This is a genomic window from Ensifer sp. Root142 (assembly GCF_001426785.1).
Classification (GTDB): Bacteria; Pseudomonadota; Alphaproteobacteria; order Rhizobiales; family Rhizobiaceae; genus Ensifer; species Ensifer canadensis.
This window is the reverse complement of record NZ_LMFK01000034.1, coordinates 654706-675871: the sequence shown is the minus strand read 5'-3', so window position 1 is coordinate 675871 and position 21166 is coordinate 654706. Positions and strand designations below refer to the sequence as shown.

Sequence of the window (21166 nt, the reverse complement as noted above, 5' to 3'; positions counted from 1 at the left end):
CCGGCGGAGGGCGCAGCCGTTTGCGGAACTGTTAGCGCAACACGCCTGAGATCAAGGCGCTTCATGCCTTGGCCTGACCAATTGTATTTGCATGAGCATGCTTTAGAACGCAGGGATGATCGCTCTCACGAAGATACGCGAGTTAGATATTTCACCGGCTGACGCCGGGATCGGGCCTTTGCATCTAAGTGCTGCGAGCGGGCTCGTGTGCCTGGATTCGATCATCTGCGTCATTGCAGATGATGAGCTTCACCTAGGCGTGTTTTCCTTGATCAACGGGAAGCCCGGTCATCTGATCCGCCTGTTTGATGGCGTGTTGCCCCAGGCCAAGGCTGCCCGCAAGCGGCAAAAACCCGATCTCGAAGCGCTCGCACGCCTTCCCGCCTTCCGGAATTTTCCTCATGGCGCGCTATTGGCATTTGGCTCAGGCTCCAGACCCAACCGCCGCAGGGGCGTTCTGCTTGGACTAGGTCCCGATGTCGAGATGCTGATGCCGCCCCGAACCGTGGATCTTTCACCCATTCTTGTTCCGCTCAACGAGGAATTCTCCGAGGTCAATATTGAAGGCGCGGTCGTGGTTGGCGATGAACTGCGCTTGTTCCAGCGCGGCAACAAGAGCCAAGCCGACAACGCGATCATCCGGTTCCCGCTTTCAACAGTACTGGATGCATTGCAGGCCGGGTCTGTCGAAGCCATCAAGCCATCTTCTATCCGTCGGCTAGACTTGGGGGTTCTCCACGGTGTGCCATTCTCCTTCACGGACGCGGCCGTTTTGAGCAACGGCGATATGGTTTTCAGCGCCGTTGCAGAAGATACCGAAGATGCATTCCGTGATGGACCCTGCATCGGCGCTGCAATTGGAATAGCTGACAATAATGGTAACTTGCGTTCGGTGCGTCGCCTTGAGCGACCACACAAGATAGAGGGTATCCACGCTCGATCGGATGGAAGCCGTCTGGACCTCCTGCTTGTCACTGACGCGGACAACCCAGAGATACCGTCAGTGCTTTTTTCCACCACGATGGAAATCTAAGATCCTAAAAATAGGAAGAGAGCCGGGCGGTGCGAAGACCCGACAAGGACGCTGGATCTGCCGGGTTTTGCGTTCACGGTCGCATAATGTATCGTCGGGAGGCGCGATCCATCTCCGCATCGTGCAGGTTCTTGAAATGATCATGAGCAGTTCTAGCGGAGCAATGTGTCTTCAGGGTCGGTACCGATCGCCTTGCAGGCCGCAACTTGCGGTTTGGCGCAGGGCAACCCCGCCCTAGTATGGAGGTTCCCAGTGCCTCTTTTCATCGTGCACCATCAGCATTCGCCCCAAACCTGCCCCGCACGCGATCCGGCCAAGGGCGCGATGCTGCTGAACCATTTGAGCCGGCCTAGCGCCGCTCGCCATGGCGTGGTCATCAAGGGCGAAGCCGTCGTTCGCGGTTCCCATTCACTGTTCTTCATTGCCGAAGCGGCGGATGAGACCGTCCTCCAAGCGTTCTTGACGCCGTTCCTTCAAGCCGGCGAGGTCGAAGTGATGGCGGCGTCGACCTGCGCCGGGGTCGTGGCGAGCGGCGGCTGCGATGCACGCCCGGCCGACGTTTCCGCCGCGGTGCTCGACCCGGCGGACGCTTGCCAGGACGCCGTTGAGGCGGGGCTCCTAATTCATAGCGTCTATCCGCTGAACGGCGAGACGTCGGTGCAGGACCTCGCGGGCGGGGCAGTCGTGCCCAATGGTCGGTTCTACTTGCGCAATCACTTCGATATTCCGAACCTCGATGGCGAGAGCTATCGGCTCTCCGTCAACGGGCTGGTCGAAAGGTCTTTGAGTCTGAGCATGAGGGACCTTCACAATCTCTACGCTGAGAGCCTCGTGGTAACCCTCGAATGCGCTGGCAACGGCCGCAGCCTGTTCGATCCGGCCGTGCCCGGCGAAGCCTGGGGCCTGGGCGCCGTCAGCACCGCCGAATGGACGGGCGTTCCCTTGAGCAAGGTGATCGAACGGGCAGGCCCGCGGTCCGGCGCGACGGAACTTACGTTCCGCGGTGCGGACGGCGGGCTCGTCGAGGGTCACGATGCGCCGATTCGTTTCGAGCGTGGCCTCAGCTTCGACCAGATTCGCGAAACGGACGCGCTTCTCGCCTACGAGATGAACGGCGAGCCGCTGTCGTCAACTCATGGCTATCCGCTGCGGCTGATCGTGCCCGGTTGGTATGCGGTGGCGTCCGTCAAGTGGCTGACCGAGATCGTCGTTACCGACAAGCCCTGCGAGACCCACTATCAAACGGAGAAGTACTGGTACCAGTGGGTGCGGAACGGGCGCGACGAGCGCGCGCCGGTGACGCTCATGAGTGTGCGGGCGCTGATCTCTTCGCCCGATCAGGGGGAGAGCCTACCGCGCGGCGAGACCGCAATCCGTGGCGTCGCGTGGTCTGGCGCCGGGAGCATATCCAGGGTCGATGTCAGCCTAAACGACGGCCCGTGGCGCGAGGCGCGGCTCGTCGGCGAACCGCGGCGCTCTGCCTGGCAATGGTGGGAGCTGATCACGCGACTTGAGCAGACGGGGCCGCTCGCCGTGCGGGCGCGCGCCACCGACATGGCCGGCCGGACTCAGCCTGAGCGCGCCGAGTGGAACCGTCTGGGCTACGGTAACAACTCGATCCACTCTGTAACCGCACAGGTGATCTGAAGCTCAGAGCGAGTGCTCGACGAGACGTCTGGTCAGCAAAATGTCGCCGCGGCGGATGCGGTCGGATGGCCAAGTGCATTTGCAGCGATCCTACAGCGCCGCGCTACTTCTGCGCCTGCCCCGCCGGCATCGGCTTGACTGGCGCGCCGGGGAAGATCTTCTGCAGATTTCCGGCGATCACCTGGTCGCCTTCCGAAACACCCGAGGCCAACCCAATGAGATCGCCGCTGGTCGGGCCGAGGGTGACGAGCCGCTGCTCGACCGTATCGTCCTTGCCGACGACATAGACATATTTGCCGAGCTGGCTCGATCCGAGCGCTGTCTCCGGCACCATCATCACGTTCGGTTCATCCCTGATCTTCAGGCGCACGCGGACATACTGGCCGGGAAGCAGGGTCAGATCGGCATTGTCGATCGTGGCGCGCGCTACCACCGTTCCGGTATTGCCCTCGACCGTGTTGTTTATGAAGCTGAGGTCGCCGCGGTAACGCGGTTCCTTGTCGCCGGGCAGAAGCACCTCTGCCTCCACTTTGCCCTTTGTCCGGGCCTTCCGGATGTCGGCGAGTTCGGTTTCGCTCGGGTTGAACGAGACATAGATCGGCGAAAGCTGCACAAGGTTGTTGAGCGGGGTTCCGGTCGTGCTGCTGACCAGTGTTCCCTCCGGCGCCAGGTTGCGCCCAAGCTGCCCGGCAAAGGGGGCGCGGATTTCGGTGTAGTCGAGGTTGATCTCAGCGGTGCGCACCGCCGCCCGCGACATGGCAAGTGCAGCCTCCGCCTGACGCACTGCGCTCTGACGCTGGTCGAAACTGTCCTTGTCCAGATATCCTGTCGTGGCAAGCTCGTTGCCGCGCGTGAGATTGGATCGGAGATAGGCGAGTGACGCTTCGTCCCTTTCGACCTGGGCCTTTGCCTGATCCAGTTCCGCCCGATAGTCGCGTGCGTCGATCCGATAGAGGAGATCGCCGCCCTGAACATCCGAACCGTCCGCAACCGCCTGTGACTCGATATAGCCGGTGATCTTGGCGCGAAGCGTCACGTTGCGGATCGCCTCGGTCCGTGCGGAATAGTCAAGATAGATGGGGATCGTTTTCTTGACGACAGCCGCGACGGGAACGGGCATGGCCTGTTGCGCTGGAGCCGGGGCGGCCCCGGCATCGCCGCCTTTGATCTCGAACCCGCCATTCCTGTAGTGGTAGGCCGCAGCGAGGGCGGCGATTATGACCACTGCGGCAAGGACCAGTCTCGAACCACGCATGTTAGGCTCCAATCCTTATTCCGCCGCCTCCGGCTCGTGGCTCTGGCCGACGGGCTTTGAGGAAAGTCCCTCCCGCCATTGTTCGATGACCGCGTAGAAGACCGGGACGAAAATGAGTGTGAGAACGGTCGCCGCGAGCATGCCGCCGAACACGGTGGTGCCGATCGACTGGCGGCTGGCAGCACCGGCGCCCTTGGCGTACATCAGCGGCAGCACGCCGAGGATGAAGGCAAAGGCTGTCATCAGAATCGGGCGCAAGCGCAGGCGCGCCGCTTCCGATGCTGCTGCCACCACATCCAGCCCTTCCTCGCGCCGGCGGCGCGCGAACTCGACGATCAGGATGGCGTTCTTGGCGGCAAGTCCAACCAGCATCACGAAACCGATCTGCGAATAGACGTCGATCTGCATTCCGCGAAGCCACAGTGCTGACAGCGCGCCCAGAAGCGCGAGCGGTACCGAGAGCAGCACCATGAACGGCATCGACCAGCTTTCGTACTGGGCGGCCAGGATCAGGAAGCAGAAAACAAGCGCGAGCGCAAAGACGAGCGCGGCGATCGAACCTGCGCGGATCTCCTGATAGGTAATGCCGGTCCATTCGAATGTGTAGTCCCGCGGCAGCGTCGTACGGGCGACCCGCTCCATTGCCGCTGCCGCCTGGCTTGAACTGAAGCCGGGTGCTGCCGCGCCGTTGATCAGCGCAGAGGGATAGTTGTTGTAGTGGGTGATGCTCTCTGGTCCGACCGTCGACTTGAACGAGCCGAGCGTGTTGAGCGGCACCATTTCGCCCTGGCTGTTGCGCACATAGAACCGTGAAAGATCGGTGGCCGAGGCCCGCGCAGCCTGATCGGCCTGCAGCGTCACGCGGAAGGTGCGACCGAACAGGTTGAAGTCGTTGACATAGAGCGAGCCGAAATAGATCTGCAGCGTGCTGAAGATATCCGGCAGGTTGAGGCCGAGCAGTTTCGCCTTGTCACGGTCGAGATCGTAGTCGAATTGCGGGCTCGACGTGCTGAAGGTGGTGAAGAGCTGGTAGGGATTGATCTCCGGCTGTTTGCGCGCCTCGGCAATCAGCGCCTGGGTTGTGTCGCTGAGCGCCTGTGCACTGCGCCCGGCGAGATCTTCGACCTGAAACTCGAAGCCACCGGTCGCGCCGAGCCCCTGGATCGACGGGGGATCAAAGGCGAGCACAAGCGCGTCCGGGATCTGCAGCAATTGCGGCTGCACCGCCTCGCGCAGCGCCGAAGCGCCTTGTGCCGCGGGACGTTCATCCCATGGCTTCAGAACCGCGAATTGCACGGCGGAATTCGACTGGGCGGCGAAGGACAGGAAATTGAAGCCGACGACGGAGCCGACGAAATCGACACCTGACGTGCCGCGAAGGATCTCCTCGGATCGCCGCGCGACGGCCTGGGTGCGTTCGAGCGAGGCGCCGTCGGGAAGCTGGATGACGACGAAGAAGTAACCCTGGTCTTCGACCGGCAGGAAGGTCGACGGCGTGCGCTGCCACAGCGCGTAGGTCGAGCCGATGGCGATGAGGAAGAGCGCAAACAGCGCCCAGCGCCAGCGCACGAGCCCGGCTATGCTGCGTGCATAACCATCCGACAGTGCGTGAAAGCCGGTGTTGAACCAACGGAAGAGCGCAAAGCGCGGCTCGCCGCGATAACGCAGGAAGGCGGCGCTGAGCGCCGGGCTGAGGGTCAGCGAGTTGAAGGCGGAAAAGGCGACCGAGATCGCGACCGTCAGGGCGAACTGGTTGTAAAGGCTGCCGGCAACGCCCGGGATGAAGGCGACCGGAATGAAGACCGCAAGCAAAACTGCGGTGGTCGCGATGATCGGGCCTGTCACTTCCTGCATCGCCTTGCGCGTAGCGGCAAGTGGCGGCAGGCCGGCCTCAAGCTGACGTTCGACGTTCTCGACGACGACGATCGCGTCGTCGACCACGAGGCCGATGGCGAGCACCATGCCGAGCAGGCTCAGCATGTTCAGCGAAAAGCCGAACAGATACATGACGACCAGCGTCGCGATCAGCGACACCGGGATGGCGATCGTCGGAATGATCGTGGTGCGCAGGTTCTGCAGGAAGATGAAGACGACGAAGACGACGAGGGCGAGCGCCTCGAGCAACGTAAACACCACATCCTCCATCGCCGCCGAGACGAAGCGGGTGGTGTCGTAAAACATGTGGTAGGCGATGCCTGCGGGGAAGCGCTGCGACAGTTCATCCATTTTGGCCTGGACGCGGCTTTGCAGGTCGAGCGCATTGGAACCGGGCGCCTGGAATACGGCGAGTACGACACTTTCCTTGCCGTTGAAGGTGACCGACGACGAATAGAGCAGTGCCCCGAGTTCGATGCGCGCCACATCGCGCAGCCGCGTCGTCGCCCCGGTCGTCTGGTCGGCCCGAAGCACGATATCGCCGAACTGCGCCGGATCGCTCAACCGACCGAGCGCGTTGATCTGCATCTCGAAGGGTGTCCCGGCTGGTGCCGGCGATTGCCCGATCTTGCCGCCTGCGACCTGGATGTTCTGTTCGGCGATGACGTTCTGCACGTCGACGGCGGTGATGCCGAGATTGGCAAGACGGTCGGGATCGAGCCAGACGCGCATCGAATAGCGACGCTCGCCAAAGAGCTGGACGTCGCCGACCCCAGGCAGGCGCTTCAATGGATCGAGGATCTGCAGGTAGGCGTAGTTGCTGACGGAGGCGAAATCGACCGAATTGTCAGGCGAATCCAGGCTCACCAGCACGGTGAAGTTCGGGATTTGCTTGGCAATGGTCACGCCGGTCTGGTTGACGAGCGCGGGAAGCGAGGATGCTGCCTGCGAAACTCGGTTCTGGACGTCGAGTGCGGCGACGTCGATCGGATAGCCCACTTCGAAGGAAATGATGATCCGCGACGAGCCGTCATTCGAACTCGTCGAGGTCATATAGAGCATGCCCGGCACGCCGTTGATCTGCTGTTCGAGCGGCGTCGTCACCGTATCGGCGACGACTTGGGCACTGGCGCCAGGGTAGTTGGCAGCGACGACGATCTGTGGCGGCGTCACGTCGGGAAACTGCGAGATCGGCAGCAGGAAATAGCAGATGCCGCCGGCAAGCGTCATGATGATCGCGATCGCCGATGCGAAGATCGGCCGGTGAATGAAGAAGTCGATCATGGCGGGATCGATCCTTGCAAGGCGCCGCCGTGAACGGTCCACAGGGCGCCGTTGTGGTAAAGTGCCCCGCGATTGGAGCGTTCGTCGGGCAGAATGTTTGCGGCAGGGATGCAGGCGGCATTTCGGGAGATCCCGATAACGGGTAGGCAGACGTCTGCCACGCGGACCTTGCGGTCAGCGGTGCGGTTCTTCGCCTTCGGCCCATCCAGCATGCGCATCGTAAGGCTCCAGCACGAGATCACGATGGGCCGGAGCGACCCAAATCTTGAACGTGATCAAAACTTACAAGTCTGTGCGGTGTGCACTCTGGCTAAAAGACGCCCGACGACCGCGCCCACCGACATTACGCTAGAAATTTTTCTGCAGTTACCGCTGTGTCCCGGAAGCCCTCGCGACAAACGGCATTCCTCGATGCGCCGCTGGCGAAAATGTTACTGGTCGGTAACATCGTCGCATGTTATCTGTCGCCAACGGGTCGTCAAGGGGCAAGTTTTTCCATGCCGACGACGTCGGGCCGAATGCGATGACCACGGATTCCCGCAAGCAACCACGTCTTTCGCCGCGCGATCGCCTCGTCAAGGCGGCCCGCCAGCTGTTCCGCAGGCACGGCATTCGCGGGATCGGTGTCGACGCCATCGCCGATGCCGCCAGCAGCAACAAGATGACGCTCTATCGTCACTTCAATTCGAAGGACGAACTCATCGTCGAATGTCTTCAGCGCGCGGGAATGGAGATGGACGGCTTCTGGCGGGAGCTGGAGGACGCCCACCCCGGCGACGGGCTGGCGCAGCTCAGGGCCTGGGTCCGGCGGATCGCCGAGCACCTCGGCGACGACGATTGCCACTGGGAAATGATGAGCGCCGCCGTCCAGCTGACGGACGCGGACCATCCAGGCAGATCGGTGATCCGGAAGTTCAAGGATGGGCAACGCGATCGCGTTGTGGAGCTTTGCCGCAAGGCCGGTGTCGCCAATGCGGAACTGCTCTGCGACACGTTGCTGTTGTTGATCGAGGGCGCGCGTGTCGCCCAGCAAAGCAGCGGGGTGCAGGGGCCGAGTGCCCGCTTTGCGGAAATCGCCGACGCGGCGATCCTGTCGCTTTCCGGGAGCAGTGCCGTCCGCAGATAGCGGCGCGTTGCCTACCGCTCCGCAGGCTATTCGGGATGGTGGCTGTCGATCATGAAGACGTGCTCGTTGTCGATGCGCACAGCTCCGGCGATCTGAGGGTGGTCGCTCCAGGCCAGCCTGCACGCGGATAGGTGATCAGCCAGCAGACATGCGGCAAGGCGAACTGCCGCGGCAAAGAGCGCCGGCCTGTCTTCCGCATGTGAAGAGTGACGCAGTCATAACTTCCCGAACGCCACGCCTCTCCAACCCCAGCCGGTCCGATGAGCGGCTTCAATTAGGGGCGTCTTTATTTCGGTGGTATTGAATCGATATTCGTAAACCTTGCCGTAGGATAAATCTTCCTTGAAGGCGAAGGCCATCTCGAAGCTTTTTTCCCACTTTCGACCGCGAAACGCATCAGCGCTCAAAGTAAGCGCGGGCACGCCGGCGCGCCATTCGACGGACCATTCCTGATCGACGGCGCGAACTTCGCAATTGGCAGCATCGAATTTCATCAGCACCTTGAACACCCTTTGCAGCCCAGCTTTGGCAAATAGTTCGTACCAGCGGGCATCAACGATCTTCCATTCGGCGACGAGATCGACGCCTTCCGGCTTGCCGTCACGAATGATGAACGGCGCAGTCTTTCTATTGATGGCGAGAAGATCATTGCGAAGCGCTGTCGTGGACTGGCGGTTCACCCCATCCGGCGCCGGTTTATATCCTGTCAGCCAGTCGAACAATTTCACGGGAGGTTCCTCAATCAGGCACTGTGGACAATCTCTACAGTGAGACACATTAAAAATTGAGATCATTTCCGATCAACTCTGTTTGCCAGGCCCGCTAGGAGAACAGATGAACAAAGTGCACGGCATTTGCACGCCCCCACTAACGAGAAGGCATGATGCAGGGAGTTCGATCTGTCGGCGGCTTGCAACGTTTCATCTCGGTCTTCTCGGCAGACCAGAAACACTCAGCCCCAGCCACCCACATTCATCGGATCCGCACAATGGCGCGCAGTGGAAAGCCGTGACGCGCGCAAGTCATAGACAAACGCTTTGTCGGGCGTTGATGAAACAACGTGACATTGCCGGGGAACGTGCTCCGGCAGGGTTACCTCGTGAACGATCAGGCCACCGAAGATCGGAAAGGAGCTTGACCCCAATGCCCGATTAGAGAAGCGGTCTTTCATCCGATCTCGCTGGCGAAAAACATCTGTGAATGTGGGAAAATGCGCGCATATTAGCCCACGATGACGATATCGTGCGCCGCAGGAGCGTTCACCGCTGTGGATCGAAAGCTTGCAGCCATCCTTTCAGCCGATGTTGCCGGCTTCAGCCGCCTCACGGCGCTGGACGAGGAGGGTACAGTTCGCGCACTCGATCTATGCCGCGGTCGAATTGACGAAACGGTTAGCGAGCATGGTGGCCGTATCTTCGGTAGCGCAGGCGACGGCCTTGTCGCCGAGTTCCCAAGCGCTGTTCAGGCCGTCCGGTGCTCAGTAGAAATCCAGCGCCGTCTCTTCAATCTCTCAGAGGCCCTCCCACCCGATCGCCGCTTGGAATTCCGCATCGGCGTCAATCTGGGTGACGTCGTTGTGTCGGGAGACGATCTGCTCGGCGACGGCGTCAATATCGCGGCACGCGTGCAGGAGATCGCCGCTCCGTCAGGCATCTGCATTTCCGCATCGGTGCGCGAACATCTTGACGGCAAGGTACCGTTCGCGCTGACCAGCCTCGGCGAGCGGAGCTTGAAGAATATCCCCCGGCCAATCTTCGTCTACCGCGTCGATTGGCAGCAAGATATGCCTGTCGGAGGCAGCATCGCGTCCGCGCCATTACTTGCGCCCCGACGTGGCAAGGACCAGCCGTCAATCGTCGTCATGCCCTTCGACAACCTCAGCGGCCAAGGCGACGAATACTTCGTAGACGGCGTTGTAGAGGAGATCACCGCTGCGCTCTCGCGCGTTCGGGATTTCTTTGTAATCGCGCGACAGTCCGCATTCACCTACAAGGGACGCTTCGTCGACGTGCGTGAAGTCGGCAGGGAACTCGGCGTCAATTATGTGGTCGAAGGCACCGTTCGCCGGGGCGGCGACCGACTGCGCATTTCCGTGCAACTGGTCGACGCGGAGACAAGGACCCAATCCTGGTCCGATCGTTACGAGGGCGCAATCGAAGATATTTTCGAGTTCCAGGATCGGATCGCGGCGCAGGTGGCAGGCGCCATTCATCCGGTCATCCGCAATGCAGAGATCGAGCTGGCCAAGCGCAAGCCGCCGACCAGCCTGCGGGCCTATGATCTCGTTATGCGCGCCTACCCGTACCTTTGGGGCCGCCGCAAGGATACCAACAACCAGGCGATTGAACTGCTTCAGCAAGCGATCGCCGTCGATCGGAGCTATAGTCGCGCGCATGCACTTTTGGCGTGGTGCCACGCCTCAAACGCCTCCTACCTATGGACAGAACAACCGAAACCTGAGCTGGAAAAGGCGCGCGCAGCGGTCGAAGCTGCAGGCTCGATCAGCGATGATCCAACCGCGCTGACTGCCGCCGGCGCGGCAATGAGCATCTGCGGCGACCAGCAGCGCGCCACCATCTTTATCGAAAAGGCCCTTGCGCTTGATCCAAACAATGCCTGGGCATGGGCGCGCCTGGGCTGGATCGCGATTTACAAGGGCGAAGCCACTCGCGCGCCGGAGCGCTTCCAGCGTGGGATGACCCTGAGCCCAAGAGATCCGCTCACATTCAACATGAGATTAGGGATGGCCTTTTCTTTGGCCATGGAAGGATCTCTTTCACAGGCCATCGCGATAGCCCAGGAGGTCATCAACAGCTATCCTGACGTGACCTGGTCCTATCGCCATCTCGCCGCCTGGTCGGCAATGAGCGGAGACCTGGAGACCGCCCGATGGGCCGCGCAGAAGCTATTGGCGGCCGAGCCAGGCTTTACAATCGAGGGGTATCGAGCGCTGCCCTGGTTTCAAAACATACCGCATTGGGAAGAGCAGATGGCCGAGGGTTTGCGGCAAGCAGGTTTGCCCGAACGCTGATTGCCGTTCGAGGACATGCGAGGTCCGTTCTCGGCCGTGGATTTGCTCTTTTGGCGAGCCGGCCAATCCAATGTCTTGGAAGGGGCGAGAGCGGCTAAGGTCTGGTTCTGGCGCGTTTGAGGCCACGAGCGCATCAGCCGCTCAGCATGACTGCTGCGTCTATCCTTAAATCCTATTCGATTTAAGGATCAAAACATGCAGCAATTCAAAGTTCTACAGCGACCTTTGTGCGTCTAATAAGACGCGCGGCGCTGTAGCATCATTCAGCATCTAGTTCCGCGCGTTGACAGGCGTGTGCAGTGAAGCCCCCGTCTTTTCGGCCGCTGCTCGCAGACGCTTGTCTCTGGTCCATAAGGCCGCTCGCTGATCAAGGAGAACCGAGGCCAGCAAGTGGGCATCAGTGTAGCCAATGCTCATGCTGAAAACGCCGTGGCGATCGATCATCGTCATGACTTCGTCGTGTGTTGCGACGAACGCTTCGCGCTGAGCGGCCAGGAAAGCTATCACGCTCCCGCGATCCCGAAGGCTGCCAAGCGCCAGTTCGCCAATCACAGCCGGATGGCAGAGTAGGCAATCGTCCTCAATAATCCTACGCAGGCCTGCATCGACATGGCGGAAATGATCAATCCAGATAGAAGTGTCTGCAAGTATCACTTGGCCGCTGTGCTCCGGCGGCGTGGGGCTGCCTCCGCATCGGGCATAGTTCCTCCGAGCGCGATGAGGCGTTTTCCCGACTCCACACGAACAAGGGTCTCCAACGCTTGGCGGACTAAAGCGGCGGTTTCTTTTGTACCCGTTAGAGATCTGGCTCTTTCCATGAGAGCGTCGTCGAGGTTGAAAGTCGATCGCATTATCTGGTTTCCTAATTCGGGCATTTGGTGCTGGATCTACGCCTGGTTCCCACTCTGATACGCCCGGCGCAGGCCATCAACTTAGCTCACGCGCGCAGGAGACCCACGGCCGCCAACGCGCAGCAGCTTGCACGCATTTCTGGGGGGCCACCCACCTACGTCGCTGAGGAGGTATGTAGCATACGGCGTTCACGGGCGGTGCGCGGCGTCGGAAACCCTGAATTCAGCTTCGACATCTCTCGCACTTGGCACTGGCAGTCCGACCCGTCGAAGCGCTGCGATGATGCGCATGCTGTCCTTCTGCGGCAGGTTTCTCTTCCGGTTCTCGGCCACGATGTTGGGCAGATAGTCGGGGCGCATGTTCATGAACACCTCGCCCTCACGCTTTGCGTCTGCCAAGAGCCCGGCCTCAGAGTAGATGACCGCCGCAACGCCATGGAAGAGCGGAAATTTCTTCAGGTCGGCCTTGCGGATCAGCCGCACCGCCTTCTCATGATCCTGGAGCATGCAGGCGATCAGAGCGCGCGTCCCGAAGTAATATCCGGCTCCGCCTGGATTGAGCTTGATCGCACGATCAAGTAGTTCCGCACCACGCTCCCATTGCCCCGAGAACGCGACGCGCGTTCCGAGCTCTCCGAGGAACTCCGTGTCGTTCGGGTTAGCGGCGAGCGCCTCCTCGCCGACCTCGAACGCCTCCTTCGGCTCGTTGTTGAAGAAGAGGGCCGTCATGAGCGCCTGCAGGGCGCGCGTGTTGTCTGGTTCGAGTGAGACCGCCCGCCGCGCCGAACCGAGCGCACGCTCCATCGCGGGAACCTTGTCACTCTGCGGGTTGAACTGGAATCTGCCCTCGTCGAGTTGGACAATCGAGAGCATCGACCAAGCTGTGGCGTAGGCCGGGAAACGCGCCACGGCGCTCTCTAGGCAGTCGCGCGCGGCCAGGTGTTCTTCCGGGGCAAGCTTCTCGCGGTAGGCGTAGAAACGCAGCATACAGTCATTGACGCCCACATCGTCCGGCGGCGGGTTCGCCGCCAATGATTTCGCGATGATGCCGTAAGGCTGGGCTATGGCCGTAGCCACTTTGCTGGCGACATCGGACTGGATGGCGAAGAGTTCGTGGGTGTCCAGATCCTCGTCGTAGTCCTGCGACCACAGGATCGATCCGTTGGAGGTTTCGACCAGGCGCACTGTTACGCGAACCTTGTCCCCCGCAACACGGACTCCACCTGCGAGAAGGTAGTGCGCGCCCAGTCGATCGCGAACCTTCGATGTCTCGATATCGGGAGGCAGTGTCTTCGATGTCTCGCGGCCGAAGACCATAATCTCCTTGAAGCGGGGAAGGGCGGTGAGAAGCTCCTCGGTCAGCCCGACGGCATAGCGTGCAGCCTGCGGGCCATCGCCCAGGTCCGCGAAGGGTGCGATCACGAGTGTCGGCTCGTCCGGAATCTGCCCGACGGAACGACTGGAGGCTGCCCCCGTCAGACCGCCTGCGTAATAGCCAAGTCCCGCGCAAACGAATGCTACAAGCATGGCCAGCACGGGCCAGCCGAGATGCCGCCATGTGAAGGTCCGGCGTCCGCCGCCGTCTTCGCTCAGTTCATCGTCGGCCGCCTCTGCCGGCGCCGGCGTGTCATTCCATGTAAAGGTTGGCACGTAGCCACCCTTGGGGATGTCAATGCGGATCGGATCGTGTTGGCCTGCAGTAAGATAGTAGCGTTCGATGACCCGGCGCAAACGTCCGGCCTCGATCCGCACGATGGGATCGTCCTGAGAGAAGTCCGCGCTGCGGTTGAACACCTCGATGGCAACCGAATACGCCTTGAGACGGTGCCCCCGGCCCGCAAGCGCTTCCTCGGTAACATACTTCAGGAAGGCAGCGCCGCGTCCACCACTAGGAAATTCGCGGCTGGAGAGAATCCGCACAAGTTGTGCCCTGACCTCCTCATGGGTCGGATAGGGGCGCTCTGCCCGATCAACCGGCGACGACACCGAGGTCTGCATGCATTCTCCTCACCGGTCACAGAACGCGAGCAGTTTTTGCTTGTATTGGAATCCCTTATGCAACCTACCTCCCGAAGGGCATCTCGTCCACACTTGAAAGAGGTTTCGCAGCCGTAAAGTGTGGCGCTGTCGAGACAGAACCACCGGGAGAAATATAGGGTGGTGAACAGTGTACGATATTGCACATCCTCTCGCTCCTTAGCCAACCACAGCACGGCGAGCTTCGGCCGGAGTCGGCATGGTGCGGTCGCCATCATCGGTAGGGCCGCAGCCGTGGCGGTGTTCTGAACGTGCTTAACGAGCTTCATGAGTTCCGTCCTGGTTGAGGGCGTAGGCGAAACTTCGCCTGGCCGACTGCTGACAGGGCGCATCACGCGACATCGTCGCGATTTCCTCGGCATGTTGCTGTAGGTTACGGTGTGGCGGCGGCGGCCGGGGAGGGCACTCCGACGCGGATTGCCTTCGAGAAGTCGGGCGACAATCCATCCGCCCGCGCCCGCTCATCGATTTTGGAAATCTCTCGCAACTGGGCAAGCGGCATCGACGTGTCGATGGCTCCCCGGTCATAGGCGTAGTCGGGAAGATAACCGTTGACGATCAGCCGCCAGTCGAACGGGACCTTGTCTCCGGCGACTCGCATCAGCTTGGCGACGGTCGTCGTGCAGTTCGTCGTGATCGAATTGTAGAACTGCGGAGTCCGGGCGAGAGCGTTGGCCTCGGCCACGTATTCGAGTAGCAGATTTCGTGCCTGCTCTGGACTGGCCCTCAGCCGATAGACTTGGACGTCCTCGCCACGCACGTTGGAGCGGACGCCGACAACGTCGCGTTCGTCCGCGGCAAGGATCACCAGAGGGTCGTTCTTGAAGAGATCGGCAAGAGGAGAAAACGCGCCACCGACCTTGTGGCGTACCTCGATCGACCAGGCGAGTTGCTCTCCGTCTTCGAAGCCGAAGCTGAAGATGACATGTGCGATCTTCGGCCCCGCCCAGTATGACATGAACAGGTCGACGGTCTTCACTTTGCTCACATCGTAGGTCCGTGTCGTCCAGCGCTCCGTGAAGTCGGAATTGCTTCGCCACCCGAAGTCCCGGACATCAGTCAAGGTCAGCGAATTTCCGTCAATGCTACCCGTGACCTGCCGGGCGACATCCGGCGCCCATGCTGCGTTCGCTTCCGGCTTGATCGAGCTCCACCAGAAGAGAACAAGGGCGAAGACGCCAGCGAACGAAAGGATGGCCCTCACGCGCAGCCGGCTGGCAAGCGCCGCTACAGTGAAGAGACCGAAGACGAGGAAGACGCCAGCGCCAATTGCCCGTCCGGCATCAGGCAGGGAAAGGCGAAACCAGAGGGCCAGGGAACCCCAGGCTGTCAAAGCCGCCACGATCAGCGCGATCGCGAAGATGAGGATGATCGCCATCAAACGAGGCATGTTGTTCCTTTTCTGTAGCCGCTGCTGTGCCGCGATGATGCGGAGATCGCGCGTTCAACGGGCGGCAGGGAATGGCACGACCTTGTCAAGATCCAGCATGGTGTGGATTTCCTTGCCAAGGCCATCTATGAGTTCAAGCGCCTCGGCGTACCGCTCGTCTCGCTCCGGAGCCGTGGACGACTCCCAGTCCCGCACGAGTTGGTCCGCGATGGAAAAATCGTTGCACAGTTCTCGAAAGCTTTCATTGCGGGAGGCGAGCGCGTCGATCTCGCGCGCCTGCCCGGGAAATCTGCGCTTGGCGAACGCCGTATCGTATTCCATTGCATCGCCCCCGGACAGGCGATGTGAGGGGTTCCCTCACATCCGCGCAGTCGTCATGAAGATGGCACAGAATCCGGACGACGCCATGTAGGTTACCGTAACATACGGCGAGTTTCTTGCGGTTGGCAGCGGATGTGTGGTCCAAATCGGACATCGGCCCGTTGTGGGCCAGCCATGCGAGGACGTTGCCGTGAAACCCATCCTGATCTCCGTCACAGCGCTACTAATGTCGACCGGACTGGCGAGCGCAGCCGACCCGATCGTCGGAAACTGGAAGACGACGCTCGGCGACACCGCCGCGATCGAGCCGTGCGGCGGCGGCTTCTGCATTACGCTGAAGAGCGGCAAACATGCAGGCGAGAAGATCGGCACGTTTGAAGGAGATAGCGGCAGCTATTCTGGCAAGATCACCGATCCTGACGCGAAGAAGACCTACAACGGAACCATCAGCGTCTCTGGCGACACGGTCACCCTCAAGGGCTGCGTGATGAAGATAGTCTGCGAGTCGCAGAAATGGTCACGCCTTTAGTCCGCGGGACCAGATGATACGGTAACATACCGGCGTTTCTGTCGGGACCTGCGGTTCTCGCACCGGGATTAAATTCCGGTGATCGGCCGGGCAAGTGGATCGGGCACAGCGGCTTGACAGGGCCTCGAAAGGGATATCTCGCGCTACAGCGCCGCGCGCCCTATTAGACGCGAAAAGGTCGCTGTCGCACTTTGACTTGCTGCATGCAGCTCTCGCAGCGGCAGCTCCTTCGGCTGCGGCCGACATCTCGGGGCCGGGACCGACCGTCATTGACAACGTCTGGAATAGGTCACGTTAGACGGGGCCGGCGGGCATGGCGACATCGGCGTGCGCGGCCTCCGCGTCAGGCGCGGTTGAGATCTCGCCTCTGGACGTGGTCGAGGATCAGGACGGTGCGATTGCGGGATCCTTTCAAGCGGTCGGTCGAATTTAATCTGATGCTGAGCGTAGCGCCGCAAGTCCGGCGGGTCCAAGAACGTCTTCACTGCGTGTGGAGCGGCGAAAGTTGTCGAAGTAGAGCGACCATTCGCCTTGGGCCGCCGAGCGGTACGGGCCGAACTTGAAATACTGCCGAGAGCCAAGCCCATGTTCTTCATGCCCGATATGGCCTCGGACCGTCACGATCCAGCGGTCGTTGGCGAAGAGTTCGATATGCCCTGTGCCATCCGGTCCCGGCCGGGTCATCACCGCAAAGTCAATCCATCCACTATGCGGCGTCGGCAGCTCATTACCCCGGTGGATGACGGTGATGCGATCACTGTAGGCCGTGAACAGGCGCCCGTCCTGTGGCTTCCAGCCAGGGTCGGTGGCAACCAGCGCACGCATCTGCCGCTTTTCCGGCCGCAGAAAAACCGGGGTGAGGGCCGATGCGTCGGTCGACAAAGAAGAGCGCCGACGGATCACCGGAAAAGTGGTCTCAACGGTCGCAAACAGTCGGCCGCGAACGAGACGAAGCGCCAGGAACGGACTGAAGTCACCCCTCGCCTCCGGACCGATCTCGCGCTTCCATTGGGCGATCACATGGCGGTGATCCCCTTGCGGGATGGGATCGGCAAACCTGACGGAAAAGCCGTACCAGACCGCCTTGTCATATGGTACGCGCAGTGTCGTGCGTTCCCACACCTCCGCCCGCTCGCTTCGATCGTCTTCGCCCTCCCAGAGCGGTCGGACGCTTAGCTTCAACGCGCCGGCACTACCAAAGGTGACGTCGCGCTGGAATTCGACTGAGCCTGCACGTTGCTCGACATTGTCGCGGTAATAGAGCCCACCCATAGGCGAGAAGTTGTCGCCTTCGAAGCCGTCAACAAGGTTGGTTTCCCAGGACAACGGCGTCGCGGCGTCGCCAATCCCGTCAGGTGCGTTGCCAGCGGTATCCAATTCGATCTCCTCCATATCACCCTACTCGCAACGTATTTTGTGCTTAGAGCTCCGTTCCTATCTTGCGACAGTCTATTGCGAGCCTCCGGCCAGCGATGTGGTCGTTGCACCGGGTTAGGTAGCAGCCGTTGTTTGAATTCAATCGACCGGCCCCACCGCAGACGTCACACGTGTGGTAGGATCGCTCCGCAATCTCGTGGTAGATCACACCAAGCGCGGCGGCTACTTCTGCTGACGGCCGATAGCCATTCGTCGGACTGAGATAGCAGCGAAGGCCACCCCATTTTTCCTCTATTTGCCGAATGTAGAGCTTGGAAAGCAGCCCGTGTTTGGCGAGGAAGACTTCGACACGCCGCACATACTCTTCGATTAATTCGTTCCAGCCCGTGTTCGCAGTTAGGAAAAGGGACCAAGCCTCCTCGCTCGTGCTTGGATCGAAGAGGCCGGCATAAGTTTGGCGAAGATACACGAGGAACTCCGCATGTGTCATGCAGCGGCTCCTTTCGTATGAACCCGGGTTGACGGTCAGCTGCTGAGACATCCCGACAACCTCACCTCGCATAATATTCATGACGATCCCTCCAAAAAGATCCAATTTTGTCACGAAATGAAACTAACTCAGCCGATGTTGCCCACGAGGTGACGGCCGCTACAAGTTTGGTCGTAACGCCCACAGCATCGCCACGCGATGGCGCGGCGATGCTGGTTCTGACGCAACCGGCAGGGACAGCGAGACCCCTGACTACAGGATGAAAAACCAATCACTCATGTTACTTCACGAGACCGAGGTTCACGAGCTGAACGCGCCGATTGTCGGCAGCCTTCGGGTTCGCCGGATCTACTGGCCATTCCTCGCCGACGCCGATCGCGAACAGACGGTCCGGCGCGACAGCGAATGTCGTCGATAGGGCCTCCGTAATCGCATTCGCCCGCTTCTGGCTGAGATCCAGATTGTGCTTAGCATCGCCCGTTGAGCTCGTGTGTCCGACGACAAGGAATTTGTAGCGCCGCAGGTTCGGATGATGCAGGGCGTCGGCGATCAGGCCGACGGTACGATAGGATTTCGGTTCGATGGCGACGGAATCGTTCTCGAAGTCGATCTCGACGATGAGCTGCGACAGCTGCGAAAGTTTCTGCCAGTTAGGAAGCGCGGCGACGCCCTTGCCTGCACTCGCAGCCGCTTCTTCCACAAGCAACGCGATGTCTACGGCGGGAGCGGCTCCCGCCAGTCTGTCGAGCGTGCGCACGACCTGCGGGCCGCTGAGGTCCTGCGAGAATAGGTGGCCGGGTGCCAGCAGCAGTCCGGCGGCAAACATCGTTGCAAGTCGAAAGCTCTTCATGATTCTGTGTCCCTTCAACATTGTTCACCGCCATCCGGCATCGGTGATAGCCTGGCCGCACTGGCCTTCCTTCACGCGTGTCGCCTTGTTCAGGCAGGCAAGAATGTTGCCCTCGCCTTTCACGTCGCCGCAGTACTGAGCGACGTAATGCTTGCAGATCGTCGTGAACGACTGCTGGGCGGCAAGGCGCTGCTCGATCGAGGCAGTGACGCCCGCCAGTGTTGCCGTGCAGGTGGGCGAGACCTTCGCGGCATGCTCCACCAAGCAGTTCTGGATGCGGCCGTTTCCGAGATTCAGGCCCTTGCAGAACTTCTTAATGTCGGATCCGCAGTCGCTGGCGAGCGTGCTCACCGCATCGGCGAAGCTGATGGTGTCGGCACGGGCCGCGCCCGTCAGCGCGAGGAACGCGACCAGCGCCCCTCCTAACAGTCTGGTTCTCATCGACATGCTACCCCCATAGTGAACGGTTGATCGCCGGAGAAACTCCCCGCACACATCTGTTGCGCTATCGGGGGCGCGAGGGGAAGTATGTTACGGTTACATTGATCGTAGGATACGGCTTCAACGAGCCCCAACCGAGCTCCGGCTAGAACGTCACGGCCAGTTCGCGTGAATGTCCACGAACCATTTGTCGTTGATGCCACCATGCATGGCAACGAGACGACCGGCTCGACCGAGCGCGCCAACCGCTACGGTCGAACGCCCGGGAACAACCCTGAAATGCGCACGAAATCGAATTGCGTAGGCTGCTGAAGACTTGGTCGCCGGAGCGCCACCGGAACGCAAATGGTTCGTGACACTTGGCGCGGCTTTCAAAGCGGTCTCGGGTGGTCGTTGAGCAGTGCGCAGACGGAACTGAGTTCGCCCGTGACGTCATCAACGTCATTCGCCGCAGCTCCGGATCCGGAGCTGGTCGCTGGACGGCCCATCGACATACCCGGTCGCGACATGCCCGCGATCTTAATTTTGCTGCAATGCAACACAAACATTAGCGCTTACTGTTTGGCCGGGACTGTGGGGTCAAGAACAAGGTTTTGTCACCAAAACCTCGTCGCCATTTAAGGATATCAGATGTTCGACACACCCAAATCCAAATCGAACGACCTGGAAACCATAGCCCGCAGCGGCGGGGCGTTCCGCCGCATGGCTGCACGCGTACCAACCTATCTAACGGACGTGCGGGAGAATCCCGCCTGGCTGCCGATGTTCCTGCTGGCGCGGACAATGCCGTTCCGCAAGGCCCACTGGCTGACCGCCAAACCCGTGCGCTCCACTGACGACGCTACGCCTTCGATGTTCGGCAACCTTCAGGCGGAGGCAATCGCGACCGAACTCAGGCGAACCGGCATCTTTGCCGGTCTGACGCTGCCTGCGCCGATCCGCGAGGAAATCGCCCGGTTCGGCCGCGAAACGCCGTGTTTTGGCAACTTCGAGCGCAAGGTGGAGTTTCTCGCCGATGAGCACGCGGACGCCGAGCGGCGTTTTGGCCGCACGATACTGAGCGGCCATCATTTCGAGCGGGTTCTGCAGTGCGATGCCGCTTTGGCCGTGCAGCGGGACCCATTGCTCCTCAACGTGGCAAGGCACTATCTCGGCGGCCAAGCCAAACTCATCACGACGCGAACTTGGTGGAGCTTTCCGACGAAGTCTGCTTCAGAGGCCGATCTCAGCCGCGCCTCGTTCAAGTTCCATTTCGATCTCGACGATTGGCGGATGTTGAAGTTCTTCTTCTACCTCACCGACGTCGATGCGGACGCCGGGCCGCATGTTTATGTGCGGGGCAGCCACAACCGCCGACGTGTCAAGCATCAACTGACGCTACTTGTCGGGCATCCGGCAGATGAGGTGCTGGGCTTCTACGGTGAGGACAGTGCCATTACCATGATCGGAAACGCGGGTACGGGTTTTGTGGAGGATCCTTTTGGCTTTCATATGGGAACATTGGCAAAACAGTCGCCGCGCCTGATGATGGAAGTTGGATTCGGCGTGTCAAAGCCGTCAAACCGCCGCTATCATGGTGAACCCGTCGTGCGGTGAACCGAAGACGCCAAATTGGCTACGGTTGGCGCA

At 60.8% G+C, this 21166-nt stretch carries 19 protein-coding genes and 1 pseudogene; 7 read left to right on the top strand and 13 right to left on the bottom strand.

Translation table 11 applies throughout. The annotated features are described in order from the left end of the window. Window positions 1-115 precede the first annotated feature (115 nt). Window positions 116-1033 carry a hypothetical protein gene (locus ASD52_RS27865; protein WP_057226192.1) on the top strand — a complete coding sequence of 306 codons (918 nt, stop codon included), beginning with the start codon at window positions 116-118 and terminating at the stop codon, window positions 1031-1033. 252 nt (window positions 1034-1285) lie between these two features. Next, window positions 1286-2680, top strand: coding sequence for a sulfite oxidase (locus tag ASD52_RS27860; RefSeq protein WP_057206748.1), 1395 nt, complete (start codon window positions 1286-1288; stop codon window positions 2678-2680). A gap of 103 nt (window positions 2681-2783) precedes the next feature. On the opposite strand, the gene ASD52_RS27855 is transcribed toward ASD52_RS27860, so the two are convergent. The 3 genes from ASD52_RS27855 to ASD52_RS27845 are packed head-to-tail and all read right to left on the bottom strand — an operon-like array spanning window position 2784 to window position 7312. Beyond that, the gene (locus tag ASD52_RS27855) at window positions 2784-3935 is read right to left on the bottom strand and encodes an efflux RND transporter periplasmic adaptor subunit (RefSeq protein WP_057216450.1); all 1152 of its coding nucleotides are present in this window, start codon (window positions 3933-3935) and stop codon (window positions 2784-2786) included. Window positions 3936-3950: 15 nt separating this feature from the next. Then, window positions 3951-7094, bottom strand: coding sequence for a multidrug efflux RND transporter permease subunit (locus tag ASD52_RS27850; protein ID WP_057226190.1), 3144 nt, complete (start codon window positions 7092-7094; stop codon window positions 3951-3953). Beyond that, the gene (locus ASD52_RS27845; protein WP_057206753.1) at window positions 7091-7312 is read right to left on the bottom strand and encodes a hypothetical protein; all 222 of its coding nucleotides are present in this window, start codon (window positions 7310-7312) and stop codon (window positions 7091-7093) included. The genes ASD52_RS27850 and ASD52_RS27845 overlap by 4 nt, the downstream gene beginning before the upstream one ends. Before the next feature lie 305 nt (window positions 7313-7617). Between ASD52_RS27845 and ASD52_RS27840 the strand changes: the two genes are divergently transcribed. Continuing rightward, window positions 7618-8220: a TetR/AcrR family transcriptional regulator gene (locus ASD52_RS27840; protein WP_057207302.1), complete on the top strand. Its 603-nt coding sequence runs from the start codon at window positions 7618-7620 to the stop codon at window positions 8218-8220. 215 nt (window positions 8221-8435) lie between these two features. Here ASD52_RS27840 and ASD52_RS27835 read toward each other — a convergent pair whose 3' ends face one another. Next, complete coding sequence (locus ASD52_RS27835) at window positions 8436-8948, bottom strand: hypothetical protein (protein WP_057221231.1); 513 nt, start codon at window positions 8946-8948, stop codon at window positions 8436-8438. Window positions 8949-9091: 143 nt separating this feature from the next. Between ASD52_RS27835 and ASD52_RS37865 the strand changes: the two are divergent. Then, a pseudogene (locus tag ASD52_RS37865) lies at window positions 9092-9243 on the top strand (IS6 family transposase); the annotation flags it as partial. Between the two features lie 208 nt (window positions 9244-9451). Beyond that, window positions 9452-11251 carry an adenylate/guanylate cyclase domain-containing protein gene (locus ASD52_RS27830; RefSeq protein ID WP_057206757.1) on the top strand — a complete coding sequence of 600 codons (1800 nt, stop codon included), beginning with the start codon at window positions 9452-9454 and terminating at the stop codon, window positions 11249-11251. 270 nt (window positions 11252-11521) lie between these two features. Here ASD52_RS27830 and ASD52_RS27825 read toward each other — a convergent pair whose 3' ends face one another. The 5 genes from ASD52_RS27825 to ASD52_RS27805 all read right to left on the bottom strand — a co-directional run bounded on the left by ASD52_RS27825 (window position 11522) and on the right by ASD52_RS27805 (window position 15850). Further along, window positions 11522-11905, bottom strand: a complete 384-nt coding sequence (locus ASD52_RS27825) for a type II toxin-antitoxin system VapC family toxin (RefSeq protein WP_057226189.1) — start codon at window positions 11903-11905, stop codon at window positions 11522-11524. Further along, the gene (locus tag ASD52_RS27820; protein ID WP_057206760.1) at window positions 11902-12102 is read right to left on the bottom strand and encodes a type II toxin-antitoxin system VapB family antitoxin; all 201 of its coding nucleotides are present in this window, start codon (window positions 12100-12102) and stop codon (window positions 11902-11904) included. The genes ASD52_RS27825 and ASD52_RS27820 overlap by 4 nt, the downstream gene beginning before the upstream one ends. A gap of 189 nt (window positions 12103-12291) precedes the next feature. Next, window positions 12292-14100, bottom strand: a complete 1809-nt coding sequence (locus ASD52_RS27815; protein WP_057226187.1) for a hypothetical protein — start codon at window positions 14098-14100, stop codon at window positions 12292-12294. A gap of 412 nt (window positions 14101-14512) precedes the next feature. Beyond that, window positions 14513-15529 carry a DUF4105 domain-containing protein gene (locus ASD52_RS27810; protein ID WP_057206764.1) on the bottom strand — a complete coding sequence of 339 codons (1017 nt, stop codon included), beginning with the start codon at window positions 15527-15529 and terminating at the stop codon, window positions 14513-14515. A gap of 54 nt (window positions 15530-15583) precedes the next feature. Further along, on the bottom strand, window positions 15584-15850 hold the full coding sequence (locus ASD52_RS27805; RefSeq protein WP_057206766.1) for a hypothetical protein: 267 nt from the start codon (window positions 15848-15850) through the stop codon (window positions 15584-15586). 226 nt (window positions 15851-16076) lie between these two features. On the opposite strand from ASD52_RS27805, the gene ASD52_RS27800 reads away from it, so the two are divergent. Then, window positions 16077-16379, top strand: coding sequence for a DUF2147 domain-containing protein (locus ASD52_RS27800; RefSeq protein ID WP_057206768.1), 303 nt, complete (start codon window positions 16077-16079; stop codon window positions 16377-16379). Between the two features lie 429 nt (window positions 16380-16808). Here the strand turns inward: ASD52_RS27800 and ASD52_RS27795 are convergent, their stop codons facing one another. The 4 genes from ASD52_RS27795 to ASD52_RS27780 form a co-directional block, all read right to left on the bottom strand. Further along, window positions 16809-17651 carry a polysaccharide lyase gene (locus ASD52_RS27795; protein ID WP_244497534.1) on the bottom strand — a complete coding sequence of 281 codons (843 nt, stop codon included), beginning with the start codon at window positions 17649-17651 and terminating at the stop codon, window positions 16809-16811. Between the two features lie 148 nt (window positions 17652-17799). Beyond that, window positions 17800-18246 (bottom strand): hypothetical protein, encoded by a 447-nt coding sequence (locus tag ASD52_RS27790; protein WP_156613046.1) that lies wholly within the window; start codon window positions 18244-18246, stop codon window positions 17800-17802. Between the two features lie 280 nt (window positions 18247-18526). Beyond that, complete coding sequence (locus ASD52_RS27785) at window positions 18527-19096, bottom strand: OmpA family protein (RefSeq protein WP_057226181.1); 570 nt, start codon at window positions 19094-19096, stop codon at window positions 18527-18529. 24 nt (window positions 19097-19120) lie between these two features. Next, complete coding sequence (locus tag ASD52_RS27780) at window positions 19121-19543, bottom strand: cysteine rich repeat-containing protein (RefSeq protein WP_057206774.1); 423 nt, start codon at window positions 19541-19543, stop codon at window positions 19121-19123. A gap of 624 nt (window positions 19544-20167) precedes the next feature. On the opposite strand from ASD52_RS27780, the gene ASD52_RS27775 reads away from it, so the two are divergent. Beyond that, entirely contained in the window at window positions 20168-21133 is a 966-nt protein-coding gene (locus ASD52_RS27775) for a hypothetical protein (RefSeq protein ID WP_025430579.1), read from the top strand. Window positions 21134-21166 lie beyond the last annotated feature (33 nt).